The sequence below is a fragment of the Streptomyces sp. NPDC086549 genome (genome assembly GCF_044746205.1).
Taxonomy (GTDB): domain Bacteria; phylum Actinomycetota; class Actinomycetes; order Streptomycetales; family Streptomycetaceae; genus Streptomyces.
Genome location: NZ_JBIVBS010000002.1, coordinates 448311 through 467010, shown reverse-complemented (window position 1 = coordinate 467010; position 18700 = coordinate 448311). Strand labels below are relative to the sequence as shown.

Annotated in this window: 19 protein-coding genes; 14 read left to right on the top strand and 5 right to left on the bottom strand. The window is 69.9% G+C overall.

Translation table 11 applies throughout. The features are described from left to right. The 4 genes from ACIPSA_RS08795 to ACIPSA_RS08780 all read left to right on the top strand — a co-directional run bounded on the left by ACIPSA_RS08795 (position 1) and on the right by ACIPSA_RS08780 (position 1749). Complete coding sequence (locus ACIPSA_RS08795; protein ID WP_402630589.1) at positions 1–582, top strand: hypothetical protein; 582 nt, start codon at positions 1–3, stop codon at positions 580–582. A 30-nt stretch (positions 583–612) separates the two neighbouring features. Beyond that, positions 613–1221: an OmpA family protein gene (locus ACIPSA_RS08790; protein ID WP_402630586.1), complete on the top strand. Its 609-nt coding sequence runs from the start codon at positions 613–615 to the stop codon at positions 1219–1221. 37 nt (positions 1222–1258) lie between these two features. Next, positions 1259–1408: a hypothetical protein gene (locus ACIPSA_RS08785; protein WP_402630583.1), complete on the top strand. Its 150-nt coding sequence runs from the start codon at positions 1259–1261 to the stop codon at positions 1406–1408. 83 nt (positions 1409–1491) lie between these two features. After that, positions 1492–1749 (top strand): hypothetical protein, encoded by a 258-nt coding sequence (locus ACIPSA_RS08780; protein ID WP_402630580.1) that lies wholly within the window; start codon positions 1492–1494, stop codon positions 1747–1749. Here ACIPSA_RS08780 and ACIPSA_RS08775 read toward each other — a convergent pair. Then, positions 1730–2149 carry a DUF192 domain-containing protein gene (locus ACIPSA_RS08775; RefSeq protein ID WP_402630577.1) on the bottom strand — a complete coding sequence of 140 codons (420 nt, stop codon included), beginning with the start codon at positions 2147–2149 and terminating at the stop codon, positions 1730–1732. The genes ACIPSA_RS08780 and ACIPSA_RS08775 overlap by 20 nt on opposite strands. A gap of 1813 nt (positions 2150–3962) precedes the next feature. Between ACIPSA_RS08775 and ACIPSA_RS08770 the strand changes: the two genes are divergently transcribed. Together ACIPSA_RS08770 and ACIPSA_RS08765 are read left to right on the top strand one after the other, a co-directional pair. Then, complete coding sequence (locus tag ACIPSA_RS08770; RefSeq protein ID WP_402630574.1) at positions 3963–4835, top strand: LLM class flavin-dependent oxidoreductase; 873 nt, start codon at positions 3963–3965, stop codon at positions 4833–4835. 132 nt (positions 4836–4967) lie between these two features. Then, positions 4968–5585 carry a nucleoside deaminase gene (locus tag ACIPSA_RS08765; RefSeq protein ID WP_402630571.1) on the top strand — a complete coding sequence of 206 codons (618 nt, stop codon included), beginning with the start codon at positions 4968–4970 and terminating at the stop codon, positions 5583–5585. Here ACIPSA_RS08765 and ACIPSA_RS08760 read toward each other — a convergent pair. Then, complete coding sequence (locus ACIPSA_RS08760; RefSeq protein ID WP_402631706.1) at positions 5569–6093, bottom strand: DinB family protein; 525 nt, start codon at positions 6091–6093, stop codon at positions 5569–5571. The genes ACIPSA_RS08765 and ACIPSA_RS08760 overlap by 17 nt on opposite strands. 939 nt (positions 6094–7032) lie before the next feature. Here ACIPSA_RS08760 and ACIPSA_RS08755 point away from each other — a divergent pair. From ACIPSA_RS08755 to ACIPSA_RS08740, 4 genes are all read left to right on the top strand, one after another. Beyond that, positions 7033–7806, top strand: coding sequence for an isoprenyl transferase (locus ACIPSA_RS08755; protein WP_402630568.1), 774 nt, complete (start codon positions 7033–7035; stop codon positions 7804–7806). A gap of 342 nt (positions 7807–8148) precedes the next feature. After that, positions 8149–9474: a PhoH family protein gene (locus ACIPSA_RS08750; RefSeq protein ID WP_402630566.1), complete on the top strand. Its 1326-nt coding sequence runs from the start codon at positions 8149–8151 to the stop codon at positions 9472–9474. 419 nt (positions 9475–9893) lie between these two features. Beyond that, complete coding sequence (locus ACIPSA_RS08745; protein WP_402630564.1) at positions 9894–10589, top strand: transglycosylase SLT domain-containing protein; 696 nt, start codon at positions 9894–9896, stop codon at positions 10587–10589. A gap of 139 nt (positions 10590–10728) precedes the next feature. Further along, positions 10729–12114 (top strand): AI-2E family transporter, encoded by a 1386-nt coding sequence (locus ACIPSA_RS08740; protein WP_402630561.1) that lies wholly within the window; start codon positions 10729–10731, stop codon positions 12112–12114. A 23-nt stretch (positions 12115–12137) separates the two neighbouring features. Here ACIPSA_RS08740 and ACIPSA_RS08735 read toward each other — a convergent pair whose 3' ends face one another. Together ACIPSA_RS08735 and ACIPSA_RS08730 are read right to left on the bottom strand one after the other, a co-directional pair. Further along, positions 12138–12671 carry an alkyl hydroperoxide reductase gene (locus ACIPSA_RS08735; protein WP_402631703.1) on the bottom strand — a complete coding sequence of 178 codons (534 nt, stop codon included), beginning with the start codon at positions 12669–12671 and terminating at the stop codon, positions 12138–12140. 1 nt (position 12672) lies between these two features. Then, positions 12673–13227 (bottom strand): peroxiredoxin, encoded by a 555-nt coding sequence (locus tag ACIPSA_RS08730; protein ID WP_402630558.1) that lies wholly within the window; start codon positions 13225–13227, stop codon positions 12673–12675. A 148-nt stretch (positions 13228–13375) separates the two neighbouring features. On the opposite strand from ACIPSA_RS08730, the gene ACIPSA_RS08725 reads away from it, so the two are divergent. From ACIPSA_RS08725 to ACIPSA_RS08710, 4 genes are all read left to right on the top strand, one after another. Continuing rightward, on the top strand, positions 13376–14320 hold the full coding sequence (locus ACIPSA_RS08725; RefSeq protein WP_402630555.1) for a LysR substrate-binding domain-containing protein: 945 nt from the start codon (positions 13376–13378) through the stop codon (positions 14318–14320). Between the two features lie 186 nt (positions 14321–14506). Continuing rightward, a complete protein-coding gene (locus ACIPSA_RS08720) occupies positions 14507–15415 on the top strand; it encodes a MarR family transcriptional regulator (RefSeq protein ID WP_402630552.1) in 909 nt (302 codons plus the stop codon). A gap of 59 nt (positions 15416–15474) precedes the next feature. After that, the gene (locus tag ACIPSA_RS08715; RefSeq protein ID WP_402630549.1) at positions 15475–15861 is read left to right on the top strand and encodes a roadblock/LC7 domain-containing protein; all 387 of its coding nucleotides are present in this window, start codon (positions 15475–15477) and stop codon (positions 15859–15861) included. Positions 15862–15865: 4 nt separating this feature from the next. Beyond that, on the top strand, positions 15866–16294 hold the full coding sequence (locus tag ACIPSA_RS08710; RefSeq protein WP_402630546.1) for a hypothetical protein: 429 nt from the start codon (positions 15866–15868) through the stop codon (positions 16292–16294). A 90-nt stretch (positions 16295–16384) separates the two neighbouring features. On the opposite strand, the gene ACIPSA_RS08705 is transcribed toward ACIPSA_RS08710, so the two are convergent. Further along, complete coding sequence (locus ACIPSA_RS08705; protein ID WP_402630543.1) at positions 16385–18685, bottom strand: ABC transporter permease; 2301 nt, start codon at positions 18683–18685, stop codon at positions 16385–16387. Positions 18686–18700 lie beyond the last annotated feature (15 nt).

The window sequence follows — 18700 nt, the reverse complement described above, 5'->3', positions numbered from 1 at the left end:
ATGAGCATTCGGTTCACTGCGAAGGCCCGCAGGGGGCTGGTCGCGTTGACGGTGGCGACCGGTCTGGCCCTCGGCGCGGTCGGCTGTGGCGGTGGTGGCGGCGACGACAAGAAGCCGGAGGGTTCGGCGTCGACCTCGAAGACAGGTGGCTCCCGGCCGAGTACTCAGGAAGGGAAGTCGGACACGCCCCTCGCCGAGTTGAAGGGGCCGGGTGGCCTGTTGCTTGACATCACTTCGGCTGCTCGTGACACCGGTGGCTTCGTCACCGTGAGCGGAAACCTGAAGAATGACAGTGCCAAATTGATCACGATCCCTGCACAGTTGAGCGGCAACGAAACCGAGATCATCAGGAACGGCCGGTCATTCGGAGGAGCCACGCTTGTGGACTCCAAGGGAAAGAAGCGTTACTACGTCCTTCGCGACACCGACGGTCGTCCCCTCACAACAACAGGGGTCTCCAGTGTCAAGTCCGGAGAGACCGTGCCGGTGTTCATGCAGTTCCCGGCGCCGCCCGCCGACACGAACCAGGTGTCCTTCCAGCTGCCCATGTTCGCCCCCGCTGACATCACGATCTCTGGGTGAGGGCCTGTGACTACGACAACCCGCCTCCCCTTGGCCGTAACCGCAGCCGCCCTGTTCATCGCCGCCAACTTCTGCGCCACCACCGCAGCCCACGCCGACGACACCACCCCCAGCGTCCCCCCAGGCACTGAACCCTCAGCCTCCGCCCCGGTGAAGATCGACCCCACCGACCCCGACCTGAAGCTCCCCGAGGGTGCCACCCTCGCCGATCCCAAGGTCCTGGACATCAAGTCGGTCGTAGAGGACCAGAGCGGAGACGAACGCCGCGAAGACACCAACGCGGACGTGAAGTTCGCGCTCCAGGCCGAGGTGCTGTTCAGCAAGGACAGCGCCAAGCTGAGCGCGGAGGCCAAGGCCCGTATCGACGCGATCGCGGAGGAGATCAAGAAGCAGAACGCAACACAGATCAGGGTCTTCGGCTTCACGGACAACCTGGGCTCGTCCGCCCACGGCGACGTCCTGTCCCGGCAGCGCGCCAACGCCGTACAGGCGGTCCTGGACGCGGACCTCAACGACGCGAACATCACGTTCGAGGTACGGGGCTACGGCGAGCAGTTCCCGATCGCGGACAACTCGACAGAGGCAGGCCGGAAGAAGAACCGACGAGTGGAGGTCTCCTTCCCACGCGCGGAAAGCTGACTGGCACACGGAGAAGCAGGCGGCGTATACGGCATGTATGAAGCGGGCGGACCGCACCCGTGCTCTGCTCGCCGAGCTATCCGGGCACGACGTGACGGACGAGGAATCCGCTGAGATGCGGCGCAAGATGCGAGAGGCCACCGCTGCTCACCGGGCTGCGCTCGCCGAGGCGGAGTCGTCCCGTTGAGCCAGATCGAACAGGTTTCTGGCCTGATCCAGGCTGCAGCGTCCAGTGATGACGTGCGGTTGTGGGCTCCCGTCCTGTGTCTTTTGGAAGCTGAGCGCGAGCGCGCGGGCGTCGTCGCCCACGTGGGTGTGCTGCTGGACGTGCTCAGGACCATCGACGTCGACTACGCGATGGCCATGACCGTCGCCGAACTGCTCCCCGACGGTGTCGACTTCGGCGTCGCGGCAGCCGTGCATGTTACGCGGCCGAACCCGGCGCTCCCTGACGGAGCTCTGGTGGCCACCGTCGTGCCGGACGCCTACGGCGGACTCGGGGTCGGTGTCATGGACCTGAACCGCTGACACTCGCGGCCTCGACCGACACTCGCCCGCCCACCCTCACTCCCCACCCCGCCATGGCCCCCGCCTCCGCCTCCAGCACGTGCCGGGAGCGGAGCCGGGGCAGACCCAGGCGTCCGGGCTGCATGGTGCGTACGGCGATGACGGTGAGGTCGCGGTCGAGGTAGGCGACGTCGATGGGGATGCGCATCCGGAACGTGTGGATGCCGTTGGCAGGGGAGAGCAGGATCGCCCCGTCGACGGCATCACGGCCCAACAGCCCTTTCGTCCGGGCGCGATAAGAGGCCGCGATCTCCAGCGGAACGGCAAGCAGACCCCCACGGCCGTTTCCATCTCCGTCGCCGTCGCCTACGCCTACGCCGTGAATGACGAGCTTGCCTCGCCCGTCCCGCCAACGTGCCATTCCTGGGCCACCTCCACTGTGACCGTACCCACGAGCTTGCGGTGAACGCCTGTTGGAGCAGTTGCCGTCGGGGCCGCCCGCTTCTTTGTCAGTGTCGTGCTTCCACGGCCTGCCTCAAGGGCGCTCCACTGCGTTCCGCGTCGCCTTCGGCGATGGCCCTACGGGCCACCCTTGACCCAGGCCGCTCCAGCCCGGGTGAGAAGCGAGCGAGCGGCCCGGAAAGACGGGGTCCCGGCCAGGGTTCGCGGGCAACCGTCGGCTGCGTCCGCGTCCGGAGCCGACGGTCCGCGACCACGCCTCGCCAGCACGCCGGGTGGGGTAAGCGGCGATCGGCTGTTGGGTGGGGCGCGGCGGCGGGGTGGCGGCACGCCGGGTGGGTTTGGCGGCGATCGGTCCGTGGGTGGGGCGCGGTCGCGTCTCGCCTGCACGCCGAGCTGGCTTAGCGGCTTGCGGTGGGTGGTTGGTGGGGCGCGGCGGCGGGGTGGCGGCACGCCGGGTCGGCTTAGCGGCGATCGGCTAGTGGGTGGCGCGCGGTCGCGCCTTGCCTGCACGCCGGGCCGGCTTAGCGGCTTGCGGTCGGCGGGAATGGGGCAGCGCATCCGCTGAGTGGTGGCACGCCGGGTGGGCTTGGTGGCTTGCGGCCGGTGGGTGGGCGCGGGCGCGGGGTGGGGGCACGCCGGGTGGCTGGGCGACATGCGGCTGATGGACGGGGCGGTGGGCGGGAGCGGCGGTGGGTGGAGGGGGTGTGGCTCTGTTCCCCCCGGTTGGCTGACGGGTGGGGGCGAGAGGGGTAATTGGACGCTTTGGGACACCCCGGAGCCGTGCGACCTGGTCTTTTGGGGGGCTGGTGGGCCCAAATCGACCAATTGCCTCAGGGGACGTGGTCTGCGTGGCCCATGTGACTGGCGGGGCACCGCCCTGGTCCGGCTCCCAACTCGCGCAGGGTGATTGGTCCGGCCGATGTGACCGGCGAGGCATTGCGTCCGACCCCAGAACCGCCCAGGGCCGCGCCTTCCCTTCCCCTCTCTTCCTCTCCCCTCCCTTCCCCAGGCGCCGACCACCACCCGCAAACCGCCAAGCCCACCCGGTGTGCAGGCGAGGCGCCGATGCGCCGCCCTCGCCACCCACCGGCGGCGAGCCGCCGCCCCCGCCCGGCGTGTCGCCACCCAGCTCCCGCGCTCCACCCACCGGCCGCAAACCGCCAATCCCCCCAGCGTGTCGCCACCCAGCCGACGCGCCCCCCACCCGCCACCAACCGCAAGCCGCTAAGCCGGCCCGGCGTGGAGGCGAGGCGCCGATGCGCCGCCCCCGCCACCCACTCGCCGCAAGCCGCTAAGTCCACCCGGCGTGCCATCACCCCGCTCCCGCGCCCCCCACCAACCGCAAGCCGCTAAACCGGCCCGGCGTGCAGGCGAGGCGCCCCCGCGCCCCCCACCCACCACCGATCCCGCGCCGCCAAACCCACCCGGCGTGCCGCCACTTGGTTGATGCGTCCCCTCCGCCCCGGCCCAGAACGCAGCCTGCCCCAGGGCGAACCCCCTGAGCCGGCCACTTTCCCCGGGCTGCCCGCTCGCTTCTCACCCGTGCTGGAGCGGCCCGAGTCAAGGGTGGCCCGCAGGGCCATCGCCGCAGGCGACGCGACCGGAGGGAGCGCCCTTTACTCGGGGCGCGGAAGCACGACACTGGCGAAGAAGCGGGCGGCCCCAACGGCAACTCGTGAACGCCGGTCCCCAGCCCTACCCAAACCTTCGCCACTTCGCGCCTGCCGTTAAAGGAGTTGTCGCTTCTCCCGCCGCCCGCTACGAAGGTCACCATGACTCGACTCGGTGCTGTGTTCCGGCCCCAACTTCCCCCGGAGCGGCTCAAGGCGGTGGCTCGGCTCGCTGATGACGCGGGGCTCGAAGAGCTGTGGCTGTGGGAGGACTGTTTCCGGGAGGGCGGGTTCTCGACCGCGGCCGCCGCTCTCGCCTGGACCGAGCGGGTACGGGTCGGCGTCGGTCTGCTGCCCGTGCCGTTGCGGAACGTCGCCATCACCGCGATGGAGGCTGCCGCGCTGCACCGGATGTTCCCGGGGCGGGCGGTCCTCGGTGTCGGGCACGGTGTGCAGGACTGGATGGGTCAGGTCGGAGCGCGCGCCGAGTCCCCGCTGACGTTGCTCCGGGAACACCTGGACGCCCTGCGGGCCCTGCTGCGGGGCGAGCGGCTCACCGTGCGGGGGCGGTACGTCAAGCTGGACGACGTCGCGCTCGACTGGCCGCCACAGGGTGCCGTCGAGGTGCTCGCCGGTGCCACCGGCCCGCGTACGCTGCGCCTCACCGGGGAGGCGGCCGACGGCACGATCCTCACCTCCGCCACCACACCGGACGGCGTACGGCGGGCACGACAGCTCATCGACGAGGGGCGGGAGGCCGCCGGGAACGCCGGCCCGCACCAGGTCGTCGTATATCTGCTCACCGCCACCGGGGCCGCTGCCGCCGACCGGCTCCGTGCCGAACTGGTGGCCGAGGGACTGGAGTCGGTCCCGGAGCTCGGCGTCGCCGGAGACGCGAAGGCCGTGGCCGAGGCGGTGCGGCGGTTCGCGGACGCCGGGGCCGACACCGTGGTCCTCCAGCCGACGGGGGACGAGCCCGACCCCGAGGGATTCGTGCGGTTCGCGGCCGAGGAGGTCCGGCCCCTCGTGAAGTAGGGGAGCCGTGGTCGTAGGGGAGCCATGGTTGTAGGGGAGACGTTGATCGGGTGCCGGTACGGTCCGGTACGGAGGCGACGAACACGTCCTGCTCATGCTCCGCGGGACGGGGACGAAGGAGGACAGCGGGCGGTGACGGTGAAGGTGACGGTGACCGCGATCCCCGATCCCTGGCGGCTCCCCTTCGAGCTGGCCTGGGAGGCATTCCGGGCCGGCAGCCGGCCCATCGGTGCGGTCCTGGTCGACGCCGACGGCCGGGTCGTCGCCACCGGCCGGAACCGCAGTCAGGAGTCCATCGCCCCGGCCGGTCAGCTGGTCGGCACGGCCATCGCGCACGCCGAGATCAACGCCCTGGCCCGGCTTCCGATCGGCCGCCGCCACCCCGGTCACCGCCTCTACACCACCCTCGAACCCTGTCTGCTGTGCAGCAGCGCCCTCATCCACAGCCATGTCCCGCACGTCGTGTACGCGGCAGCCGACGCCATGTGGCGCGGCATCGAGGACGTGCCCGGCGTCGGCGGCACCATCGCCGCGCGCTGGGCGAGGAGAGAGGGACCGCTGGACGGTCCCCTCGGCTCCCTCGCCCGCTTCAGCGAACTCCTCATGAACCTCTGGGGAGTTCTGCACAACCCCGAGGAGGTCGACGAAGTCGCCGCCCGTGCCGTCCGCCGCTGCCTGGCCGAGGCCGACGGTCTCCTAGACGCGCCGACCGCGCAGACGGCGTACGACCTCGTCAGGCCGTATCTGTGACCCGGGGACGGTCGCCATCTGTGACCCGGGGACGGTCGCCGGTGGCCCCGTCGATCAGCTCCCGCACGATGTCCATGTGCCCCGCGTGCCGAGCGGTCTCCTCCGTCATGTGGACGAGGACCCAGCGCAGGGACACCGAGTGGTCCCACCACGCGGGCCGGCCGAGGGTGTCCAGGGAGAGTCCGTCGATGACAGGGTCGGCGGCGGCGCGAGCACGGCCGTAGAAGGCGACGATCCGCTCGGTCGTCTCGCCGGGGCCCACGGTCATGTCCTCGCTCTCGTACGGGTCGAACCACAGCGGCTCGGTCTCGCCGCCGAAGGTCTCCACGAACCAGCCGTACTCCACGGACGCCAGATGCTTCACCAGGCCGAGCAGGTTCGTCCCGGACGGTGTCATCGGCCGGCGCAGCTGTTCGTCGTCCAGTCCGTCGAGCTTCCACAGGACCGCGTCGCGGTGCTGCCGGAGACTCGCGTGCAGGGTTTCCTTCTCGTCTCCCGCGTACGGCATTCCGTCTCCCGCATACGGCATTCCGTCTCCCGCGTACGGCATCCCCGGAGTGTCCTCAGGGTCAGGTGTCGTCATGCCGCCGGAAGCTAGCAGCGCGCACCGACGACAGCGCTCCCGCGGGCGGGGTGGCGGCGAAATGGCCGGGAACCGCCGTTCGCACCGGCGAGCAAATCGGGTGATCTGCGCATACGTGAACTCACCGACGCGTCACACCCAGAAATCCCCCCAGGGTTTCCACATCGTTATCACGAGTCACTCCCATTACCCCCTCCCCTCAAGTAAGTTCAGACCAAGGTAATTCGCGTGAGCAAAGCTGCGCGGGCGGCATCGCGCAGCGGAGGGGGCTGCGCGGTGCCGAAATGCACCGGCGGACACGTCAAGCCGTGATTCGCGCCCGCAGTAGCCCGTCGGGGGGACGGTGGACGGGAGCCCCGAACGGCCCTGAAGGCGCCCCAAACCCTCTTGATCTCTCGAAATGGGCCCCATTTTCCTGGGAATCCGCTGTGAATCGGCCATGTTTGACCCCCGAACAACGGCTCACCACCCCACCTGGGCGTCGCCGGACGACTCCGTAGAGTAATTATTTGGCGTCGATGCGCGCAGCATCACTTACGAAGGGTTATGGTGGAAACCCCCCCTCGGGCCGGTCCGTCTCCCCCCCACGGACCGGCCCGTTTTTTGTGCCACCGCCGTGCAGCTTCAAAGGGGCGCCCACTGCCCCCAACCCAGGGACGCCCACTGCCCCCACCCATGGGCGCCCACTGCCCCCACCCCGGGGGCGCGGGGAACTGCGCGAGAGACCCCCGCCGACCCGCACCCACCCGCGACCCGCACCCACCCGTAAACCGAACCCGCCCCGAACCCGCGAACCCCGCCAAAGCCCCGCAGGGGTAGGCTTCGCCGGCAAGGGGACCACCGTATGGAGGGGCTGACAATCTCGTGAACCTGCGCGACAAACTGCGCGGCCTTCTGGTCAGGCTCTACGCACGCCGGGTGGAAGGCCACCTGGACCACGCTCAGGTGCCCAAGCACATCGGCGTCATCATGGACGGCAACCGCCGCTGGGCGAAGGCCGCGGGCTCCACCACCGTCCACGGTCACCGGGCCGGCGCCGAGAAGATCGAGGAGTTCCTCGGCTGGTGCAGTGAGACGGACGTCGAGGTCGTCACCCTGTGGCTGCTGTCCACGGACAACTTCGACCGTGCCCAGGAAGAGCTCGTCCCGCTGCTCGGCATCATCGAGGACGTCGTACGTACCCTCGCGGCCGACGGCCGCTGGCGTGTGCACCACGTCGGCACCCCGGACCTGCTGCCCTCCCAGATGCAGACGGCGCTGAAGGAGGCCGAGGAGGCCACCGCCCACATCGACGGGATACTGGTCAACGTCGCCATCGGCTACGGCGGCCGCCAGGAGATCGCCGACGCCGTGCGCTCGATGATCACGGACGCCTCCGACAGGGGCACCTCCATGGAGGAGCTCGCCGAGTCCGTCGACGTCGACATGATCGGCCGCCACCTCTACACCGGTGCCCAGCCCGACCCCGACCTGGTGATCCGAACCAGCGGCGAGCAGAGGCTGTCCGGATTCATGCTGTGGCAGACCGCCCACTCCGAGTACTACTTCTGTGAGGTCTTCTGGCCCGCCTTCCGCAAGGTCGACTTCCTGCGCGCCCTGCGTGACTATGCGGCACGTCATCGCCGCTACGGCGGCTGACGTACCCCGACCGGAGCGGCGCACGTCCCGGGAACCGTCCCGTATAACCCTGTTGGGGCGGAAGTGATGAGGAGTTCACCGACGCGCTGTCCTATGCATTTGCATGGCAGCGCATGTTCGAGGGCATAAGCCAAGCAGGTCGACGCCCGAACCACGGGTGTCGGATCTCAGCGGGCGGCTCGGGGCCGTCCGCCCGGGAGGCCCTTTGCACCAGCGCGACCGTGCTGTCCCTGCACGGACGAAGACGCGGAGGGCCGGTTCTCGGCCCGTGCATCGCGGCCGTGGACCGGTCCAGCTCCATCTCGTCGCTCCCCGACCTCATCCGAGGGGGTACGTCCTTCCGTGGTGACCAGCACAACGCGCCGCAAGTCAGACCGGCGCACCTATGTTCTCGACACCAGCGTCCTGCTGGCCGACCCGAACGCCCTGGCCCGCTTCGAGGAGCACGAGGTCGTGCTCCCGATCGTGGTGGTCACGGAACTGGAGGCCAAGAGGCACCATCCCGAACTCGGTTACTTCGCCCGGCAGGCCCTGCGTCTGCTCGACGACTACCGGGTGCGGCATGGCCGTCTGGACGCCCCCATCCCGATCGGGGATCTCGGCGGAACGATCCGTGTCGAGCTCAACCACTCGGACCCCAGCGTGCTGCCCAGCGGCTACCGCCTGGGGGACAACGACTCCCGCATCCTCGCGGTGGCCCGCAATCTGCAGGCCGAGGGGTACGACGTCACCGTCGTGTCGAAGGATCTCCCGCTCAGGATCAAGGCGTCGTCCGTCGGGCTTCTCGCGGAGGAGTACCGGGCCGAACTCGCCATCACGGACTCCTCCGGCTGGACCGGAATGTCCGAACTGAGCCTGTCCGGCGAGCAGGTGGACATCCTCTTCGAGGAAGGACACGTGTACGTCCCGGAGGCCTCCGACCTCCCCGTGCACACCGGCCTGACCATTCAGTCCGAACGTGGCAAGGCCCTCGGCCGCGTCACCGCCGAGGGGAACGTCCGCCTGGTGCGCGGCGACCGGGAGGCGTTCGGCATCAAGGGCCGCAGCGCGGAGCAGCGGATCGCCCTCGATCTGCTCCTCGACCCGGACGTCGGCATCGTGTCGATGGGCGGCCGGGCCGGCACCGGCAAGTCGGCGCTTGCGCTGTGCGCGGGCCTGGAGGCGGTCCTGGAGCGCCGCCAGCACCAGAAGGTGATGGTCTTCCGTCCGCTGTACGCGGTCGGCGGGCAGGAACTGGGCTATCTGCCCGGCTCCGAGGCCGAGAAGATGAGCCCCTGGGCGCAGGCGGTCTTCGACACGCTCTCCGCGGTCACCAGCCGCGAGGTCATCGAGGAGGTCACCGCGCGCGGGATGCTGGAGGTCCTGCCTCTGACCCACATCCGCGGCCGCTCGCTGCACGACGCGTTCGTGATCGTGGATGAGGCGCAGTCGCTCGAACGGAATGTGCTTCTGACCGTTCTGTCCCGAATCGGCTCCAATTCGCGGGTGGTTCTGACCCATGATGTGGCGCAACGGGACAATCTGCGCGTCGGCCGGTACGACGGTGTCGTCGCCGTGGTGGAGAAGCTGAAGGGGCATCCGCTCTTCGCCCATGTCACCCTGACGCGGTCCGAGAGGTCCCAGATTGCCGCACTTGTGACCGAAATGCTGGAGGACGGTCATATCTGACCCGAGTGTCCAACTTGGGTTGATTGCCCCGTAGTTGGCGCCGTCCGGCAAAGGCCTGAGCCTAGCCGGGCGGCGCCTTCGTGTGTGGCGGTTTCTCGAAAATTCCCGGGTCAAACAGGATGTGAGCTTTCACACGCAACACGGAATTGCCACCCGCCGCCCGGTTACGGCAGAGTCTCACTCCTGTCAGGCCCCGCATACGGCACCCCTGTACCCCCAGCGGTACGGCACCACAAAAGCACCACAGCTAACTCCACAGCGACGTCGTATGCCGCCCGAAGTACCACGCGGCACTCCCGTGCAGGGAGTTGCCCACCGGGCCCGTGCCTCCCGTGACCCCGCAGTTGGGAGGCCAGCGTTCAGGGGCACGATTGCGTCCGCCAGGGTCACCGAAGCGGACGATGCTGGAAGGAAACCGTGTGAGCCGGATTTCGGTCCGGGGATTCGCAGTGGCCTCGGCCACCGCGGTCACCGCCGTCGGAAGCGTCGTCGGAGTTGCCTCGGGCAGCGTCGCGCAGAACAACGACGCCGAGCCGACGGCCGCCGACACCACGCTTCTCGCGGACATACCCGCGGGTCAGCAGGCCCAGGTGCAGACCGCGTCCCTGACGCAGCAGGCCGACGCCCAGGCGATTCAGGCCGACGCGAGCGCCAAGAAGGACGCCGAAGCGGCGGCCCGCAAGGCAGCCGCGGAGACCGCCGTCGCGAAGAAGGCGTCCGCCGAGAAGGCGGAGAGGGAAGCCAAGGCGCGCGCCGAGGCGAAGAAGGCGGCCAGCCGTTCCGCGGCCCGTGACTCCTCCAGCTTCCCGGTCCAGAGCTCGTACACCGTCGCGCAGATCCAGGCGATGGCGCGCCAGATGGTGGCGGGCGACCAGTTCCAGTGCTTCAGCAACATCGTGGACCACGAGTCCAGCTGGAACTACCACGCGGTCAACGCCTCCTCCGGTGCCTACGGCCTCTTCCAGGCCCTGCCCGCCGGCAAGTACGCGTCCGCCGGCGCCGACTGGCAGACGAACCCGGCCACCCAGATCAAGTGGGGCCTCAACTACATGAACAGCCGGTACGGCAGCCCCTGCCAGGCCTGGACGTTCTGGCAGGCGAACAGCTGGTACTGAGCCGGCCGGTTCCCTCTCAACCTTGCGCAGCCCCTCCCCGTCCTAGGGGGAGGGGCTTTCGCCCTGTACGGTCGGACGCGAACGACTCCAGGGGGGAGTGGTGGCGAGCACCCGGGGAAGCGGGGGAAAAGGACGGATCATGTCGCGAGTGCCAGGGTGGCTCGGCCGACTCGGCGCCGGACTGACCGAGATGGGCGAGCGGTTGGACGAGCGCAGGGCCGAGGTGGAGAAGGAGCTCGTCGAGCCCGAGCCGGTCGTCGCCGACCCGGAGCCGGTCGCCCTTCCGCCCGCGGTGCCTGCCGGTCCCCGTCCGGACCCGGCGCAGGCCGTGCCGTGGGGCGTGCGGGTCGCCGCGGAGGCGGGCTGGCGGCTGCTGGTGCTCGCGGGCACGGTCTGGGTGCTGATGCGGGTCATCAGCGCCGTACAACTGGTCGTCTTCGCCTTCGTCATAGCGCTGCTGATCACCGCGCTTCTGCACCCGACGGTGTCCCGGCTGCGACGCCACGGGGTGCCGCGCGGTCCGGCCACCGCGCTCACCGCCATCCTCGGCTTCGTCGTGATGGGGCTGATCGGGTGGTTCGTGACCTGGCAGGTCATGGAGAACATCGACACCCTCTCCAACCAGATCCAGAACGGCATCGACGATCTGCGCAACTGGCTGCTGAAGAGCCCCTTCCACGTCACTGACAAGCAGATCAACCAGATCGCCAAGAACCTCCGCGAGGCGATCGGTGCCAACGCCGACCAGATCACGTCCGCGGGCCTGGAGGGCGTCCAGGTCATCGTCGAGACCCTGACCGGCATCCTGCTGGTGTTCTTCTCGACGCTGTTCCTGCTGTACGACGGTGAGCGCATCTGGGAGTGGCTGCTGAAGCTGGTGCCCGCGCCTGCCCGGCCGGGCGTGGCCGGCGCCGGCCCGCGCGCCTGGCGCACGCTGACCGCCTACGTCCGCGGCACGGTGCTGGTGGCCCTGATCGACGCCATCTTCATCGGCCTCGGCATCTACTTCCTGGACGTCCCCATGGCCGTCCCGCTGGCCGTGTTCATCTTCCTGTTCTCGTTCATCCCGCTGGTGGGCGCCGTGGCGTCCGGCGCGCTCGCGGTGGTGGTGGCGCTGGTGACGCAGGGCGTCTTCACCGCGGTCATGACCCTGATGGTGGTCCTGGCGGTCCAGCAGATCGAGGGCCACATCCTCCAGCCGTTCATCCTGGGCCGTGCGGTGCGGGTGCACCCGCTGGCGGTGGTGCTGTCGGTCGCGGCGGGCGGCATGGTGGCCGGCATCGGGGGCGCCGTGGTCGCCGTACCGCTGGTGGCGGTGACGAACACGGTGGTGGGGTACCTGCGGCAGTACTCGATGGAGCAGGCCTCGAAGGGAGCGGGACCGGGAGTGGGACCGGACAGCGGCCCGCTTCCTCCGGCCCGTCCGGCTCTTGAGGACGAGGCCGTCCAGGCCGAAGGCGTCCCCGGGAGCGCGGCCCCCAGGGACGCCCAGGAAAGCACCGAGGGCCTCGCCCACCAGGAGTGAGCGAGGCCCCGCGGTACAGCGGCCTACTCGGAGAGCACGGCCTCCGCGTCCAGGGTCACGCCGATCGCCTGGATGACCGAGGCGATCTTGAAGGACTCCTGGATGACCTCACGGTCGACGCCCGCCTTGCGCAGCACCTGCTCGTGCGAGTCGAGGCACATGCCGCAGCCGTTGATGGCGGACACCGCGAACGACCACAGCTCGAAGTCGACCTTGTCGACGCCGGGGTTGCCGATGACGTTCATCCGCAGGCCGGCGCGCAGGGTGCCGTACTCGTGGTCGGACAGCAGGTGGCGCGTCCGGTAGAAGACGTTGTTCATCGCCATGACGGCGGCCGCGGACTTCGCCGCGGTGTACGCCTCCGGCGACAGGTTCGCCTTCGCCTCCGGCTCCAGCTCGCGCAGGACGATGGGGGAGCGGGACGCGATGGCGGTCGCCAGGACCGTCCCCCACAGCTGCTGCGCGGGCAGGTCGGAGTTGCCGATGACCGAGCCCAGGTTGAGCTTCAGGTCCTTGGCGTAGTCCGGAATGCGGGACTTGAGGGAGTCGAGGGACAACTCACTCACCGGCCAGCAGCGCGACCGGGTCCAGCGTGTCGTCGCCCTTGGTCCAGTTGCACGGGCAGAGCTCGTCCGTCTGGAGGGCGTCCAGGACCCGCAGGACCTCCTTGGGGTTACGGCCGACGGAGCCGGCGGTCACCATGGAGAACTGGATCTCGTTGTTCTGGTCGACGATGAAGACGGCGCGCTTGGCGAAGCCGTCCTCGCCCTCGATGCCCAGGTCGCGCATCAGCTCGTGCTTCGAGTCGGCCATCATCGGGAACGGCAGGTCGCGCAGGTCGTCGTGGTCCTTGCGCCAGGCGTGGTGCACGAACTCGGAGTCACCGGAGAAGCCGAGGACCTGGGCGTCACGGTCGGCGAACTCGTCGTTCAGCTTGCCGAAGGCCGCGATCTCGGTCGGGCACACGAAGGTGAAGTCCTTGGGCCACGCAAAGATGATCTTCCACTTGCCCTCGTAGGTCTTGTGGTTGATCGTCTCGAACTCCTTGCCCTTCTCCAGTGAGACACAGGCGGCCAGTTCGAACTCGGGGAACTTGTCACCAACAGTGAGCACGCGCTCTCCTTGCAGCGAGGAAACCCCCGGATCGCGGGCGTTTCCCTTGGGTTGGACGTTGTCGATGTTGGCACAGGGTGTATTGATACGGGAAATAGCTACACTCGGTCGGGTTGATCGGAGGGATCTATCAGTGACCGTGAGTAGCGTGAGCGGGAAGCGGCGGCAGCCCAGCCTGTCCCAGCTGCGTGCCTTCTCCGCCGTCGCCGAGCACCTGCACTTCCGGGACGCGGCGGCCGCCATCGGGATGAGCCAGCCCGCCCTCTCGGGGGCCGTGTCGGCCCTGGAGGAGACCCTCGGGGTCACCCTGCTGGAGCGTACGACCCGGAAGGTACTGCTCTCGCCCGCCGGTGAGCGGCTCGCCGTACGGGCCAAGGCGGTACTGGATGAGGTCGGCGCGCTGCTGGAGGAGGCCGAGGCGGTCCGCGCGCCCTTCACCGGGGTGCTGCGGCTCGGGGTCATTCCGACCGTCGCGCCCTATCTGCTGCCCACCGTCCTGCGGCTCGTGCACGACCGGTACCCCGACCTCGACCTCCAGGTGCACGAGGAGCAGACCGCCAGCCTGCTGGACGGGCTGGGCGGCGGCCGGCTCGACCTGCTGCTGCTCGCCGTGCCCCTCGGCATCCCCGGTGTGGTCGAACTCCCTCTCTTCGACGAGGACTTCGTGCTCGTCACCCCGCCCGGCCACTGGCTCGGCGGCCGCGAGGGAATCCCGCGCGAGGCCCTCAAGGAGCTCAACCTGCTGCTCCTCGACGAGGGGCACTGCCTGCGCGACCAGGCCCTCGACATCTGTCGCGAGGCGGGTCGGGAGGACGCGCCGGTCACGACCACCGCCGCGGGTCTTTCGACGCTCGTCCAGCTCGTCGCCGGCGGTCTCGGCTGCACCCTGCTGCCCAGCACCGCCCTCAAGGTCGAGGTCTCCCGCGGCAACCAGCTGCTCACCGGCTCCTTCGCCGATCCCGCTCCGAGCCGCCGCGTCGCCCTGGCCATGCGCACCGGAGCGGCCCGCGGCGCCGAGTACCGGGAGCTGGCGGCAGCCCTGCGCGAGGCCCTGCGGCCGCTGCCGGTGCGGGTCCTCGGCGGGGGCGCCTGAGTCCGTCCTTCAATCGATCAAATGTGTGTCGAACAAAGCGATTTGAGTCGCTCAATGTTCCAACTTCCGTCAGCTGGGGACAGGTGGGAAATCCCTCGCTGAAATATGCCATCGAGCTGATACACATACCCCCTCGGTGCGACGCATCAGGCGTCTGTGCGAAATGCCGATATGCCAAGGGGAGTGATGTCGGAGGTTCGGGATCCCCTCGGCAGGGCCGGTTACGGCCGGCTCGCGCACGCCCTGATCGGGTGCGGGCGCGAGGGATTCAGCGGAGAACTGCGGGTGCCGGGCAGCCCGGGCGGCGCCTTCCATCTGCGGGGTGGGCTCGTGGTCGCGACCGAGAGCCCCGGCGCCCCCGGCCCCGAGGCGCTGCTGCTGCGCTCCGACCGCATCGACGGTGAGCAGTGGGCCGATCTGGTGCGGGAGTCCGGCGGGGCGCGCTGGCCGGTCGCTGGCCTGATCGCGCGCGGCTACGCGGGGGCGGCCCAGCTCAGAGTGGTGTGCGTGATGGCGCTGCAGGACGCGGCCTTCGCCATCGTCGCCGGCCGGGTGGACGGCTGCGAGGCCGTCCTCGGCACCGAGCCGCACGCCCCGGTCGCCGTCGGCGAGGCACCCGCCCGGCTGCTCCAGGAGGCGAACCGCAAGCTGGCCGCCCTGGCCGCGCTGCCCCACCCCGTGCGCCCCGACCGGGAACGCCCCCTGCCCGCCGCCGCGGCCGACCGCCCCCTCACCTCGCTGCAACAGGAGCTGCTCGGCCACGCCGACGGCCGCCGCACCGCCCGTGACCTGGCCTTCCGTACCGGTCGCGGGGTCTACACCGTCACGGTGGAGGTCGCGCGCATGCTCGGCGAGGGGCTGCTGGAATGCGCCGGCCCGACCGCCGGGATCCCGGTCCGGATGCCGCTGGAGGCTCCGGTCGTACGGCACCGGGAGCCACCCCCGCCGGCCCCGGAGCCGGAGCCGGTCCCCACCCCCGTCGAACTGCCGCGCCGTGATCCCGGCGCCAGCGGCATCACCGAAGCCCTCGGCCCGCCGAAGAGCGGGGCGAGCTGGAAAGGGTTCTTCCGGCTGCGGCACGGAACCGCCAAATGAAAAGGGCGTGTTGATTGTCGCAGCGGTCGAATTCAGTCAGGAATGAGGGAGTTGAGCACATGAATCACGAAGCCCTGGCGCAGGAAATGCGCGGGCTGCGCGAACGGGTCACCGGAATCACCGACACGGCTCTGGCGGCCGCCGACGGAATGCTGATCGCCGCCGACACCGCGGATTCCATCGACCCGGAGGGCCTCGCCGCCCTCGCGGCCGCCGGCCTCGGCCTCGCGCGCCGCACCGCCGAGGCCACCGCGCGTGGTGCGCTGCGGCAGACGGTGACCTACGGCAGCCACGGCTGCGTCGCGTACTACGCGGTGGGCGACACCGCTCTGATGGTCGTGCTCGGCGACGAGGGGATGGACGTGGAGCGCCTGCACCGGGCGACCCATCCGGTCCTCGACCGCATTGGCTCGATCCTCACCGAGAAGGCAACAGAGGGAGTGTGAAGGGATGGCGACGAAGCGTATGACCACGGGTTTCTCGGACCAGGTGATGAGCCTGGTCAAATCGCTGCGGAACGAGGCGCCGGAGTGTGTCGCGGCCGGAGTGGTCGACATGTCCACCGGGATGCTGCTCTCGTACGAGACGATCGACAACCATCCGCCCGAGGTCCTGGACCTGCTGGCGGGCGCGACCCTGGACCTGTTCCAGGGGCGTACGGTCGTGATGATCGAGGACCTCTTCAAGGAGCGTCGCGGCATGACCAGTGACGGTCACTTCTTCCAGGAGATCCTGGTCAACAGCGACAACCTCACCCACCTGTTCATCCGCATGAACGAGCAGCAGGACGTCGTTGCCGTGGTCGTCTGCCGCAAGTCGGTCAACGTCGGCATGCTGTTCGCCCAGGCCCGGAGGGTGGTGCGGGAGCACAGCCTGTGACCGCACGGCACGTGGGCCCCTCCTGGCGGGAAGGGGCCCACGAGAAGGGGGCGGTGACTACTCCGTAGTGGTGGTACTCCGTAGCGGCGGCTACTCCGTCCGCAGCCCCTCCGGCCGCATCAGCCGCAGCAGCGGCGGCAGGCTGAGCAGGGTCACGAGGAGGACGACGCCGGCGCCCACGCCGGTCATCTCCAGGACGCTCGCCCAGTCCACACGGACCGTGGCGCCGGTCATCTTCAGCAGCACCGTGCCCAGCGTCATGCCCACCACGGACGCCAGCAGCAGCCCCAGCGCGATCGGGATCGCCGTCTGCCAGAGCACCGACAGGCTCAGTGTGCGGCGCCGGGTGCCGAAGGCGACCAGCGACGACAGCAGCTTCTTGCGCTCGCGCAGCTGCTCCAGCTGGGAGACCAGCAGGCTCGCGCCGATCAGCAGCAGGACGCAGGTGGCACCGACGAAGAGGCCGGTACGGATGGACCGGAACTGCTGCGACTGCTCACTGGAGGCCAGGGTCCAGACGTCCGCCAGCGGATCCAGCCGCGCGGCCGTGTTGCGCGCGTGGTCGTTGGCGTCCGGCACCGACGGGTCGAGACTCACGAACACCTTCTGGGCCAGGCCTGCCGCCGCGTCCTTGGGCAGTGCGCCCGAGGTGAACAGCAGGCCGCCGCGCGCGTAGCCGGTCGGATCCTCCCGCGGCCCCGCCGTCTTCACCCCGGAGGGCACCTTCCAGGCCACCGGGTGGTTCGGTGTTCCTTCGTACGCCGGGTCGAAGTACACGGTGTTGCCCGGTGTGCTGAACCTCTTCGTCTTGCTGTCGTAGTCGCTGCCGTGGATCTGGAAGACGTCGCCTTCCCGGCAGGAGGTCAGGCGCGCCACCTCGCGCAGCTCCGCGCAGGTGCCGATGGCGACCTCCAGCTCGGTCTGGGGTTCCTTCGCCCGTTCCCCGATCGAGGTCTGCGAGATGACCGACGCGCGGCGCACTCCCTCGGTCTTCGAGAGCTGCCGGCCGGCCTCGGTCAGTGGCACGTCGTTGTGCAGGGAGATCTCCAGCTGCGCCCGGTTCAGGTCGTTGGCGGTGCTCTTGGTGTAGTCGCCCTCGACCCCGGCGAACAGCATCTGCAGCGCGATCGCCCCGGCCACCGCGACGGCGATGCCGTTGACCATACGGGCGGCCGTACCGCTGCTCAGCTGCAGCCTTCGGACGGCCAGTTGCCAGGAGACCGAGCCGGAGTTCAGCCGGGCCACCACGGCCTCGACGACCCACGGCAGCAGTGCGGTGACGCCGACGAGCAGCAGCACCGTGCCGCCGATCACCAGCCACTGGTTGAAGTTCCCGTTCCTGCTGCCCTGGCCGATCATCGGGTAGAGCAGCGCGAGGCCGCCCAGCGGCAGCAGCAGCCGCCACCACAGCCGGCGCCGCGGCGGCTGCGCCGCGCGGACCACGCCGAGCGGTTCGATGACGACCCCGCGCAGTGCGAACAGCGTCACCAGGACGGCCGCGGCGGGTACGGCGACGGCGACGAGCAGGACGAGTGCCGGCGACGGGTTGAGGTCGCTCGGGAACACACTGATGTCCCGCACCTCCATCAGGGCCGCCAGCTGACGGCCGGCCAGGAAGAAGCCGGCGCCGAGGACGAGCCCGAGCAGTGCCCCGGCGAGCGCCTCGCCGCCCGCGATCCGGCGCGCCATCCGCCCGTCCGCGCCGACCAGCCGGAGCGCCGCGAGCCGGCGGTCCCGGCGCTCGCCGCCGAAGCGCACGGCCGCCGCGATGAACACGCCGACCGGCAGCAGCAGCACGACGAAGATGATCAGGACGAGCAGCAGCAGGACCGGGTCCAGCGGGTCGCTCCGGATCACGGCGGAGGGCCCGAAGTAGTGGATGCGTTCGACGCCGCCGCCCGTCAGACGGTTCTCGAGTCCCTTCCCGCCCGCGTAGTAGGCGAGTTCGGCGGGCCCGATGAGCCCGGACTGCCCGATGGTGCCGGTGATGCGGTAGGGGAGGCGTTCGCGCAGCAGCTTGCCGGAGTCGGACTTGAGCAGTTCGTCCAGGGCGGGCGAGACGACCATCTCTCCCGTCCCGGGGAACTTCCCGAGGCCCGGCGGCAGCGGCGCCCGGGTGCCCTCGGGCTCCAGGAGCCGGCCGCGGACGTCCGCGTCGCGGAACGTCGTGTCGGTGCGGGCGATGATGAGTGTGTCGTCCGCCTTCGGCAGCTTCTTCGCGCTGTAGGTGAAGTCGTCCCGGGCGCTGCCGCGGTGGTCGCGCGCCCTCAGGGCGTTCGGTATCGCTGTCGTCAGCAGCAGCAGCGCCACCCCGAGCCCGACGCCGACGGCCGTCAGCAGGGCCCGGACCCAGCCTTCCCGTCCGCCGGTGAAGGCGAACCGAACCCCCATGGCCAGATCCCTGGA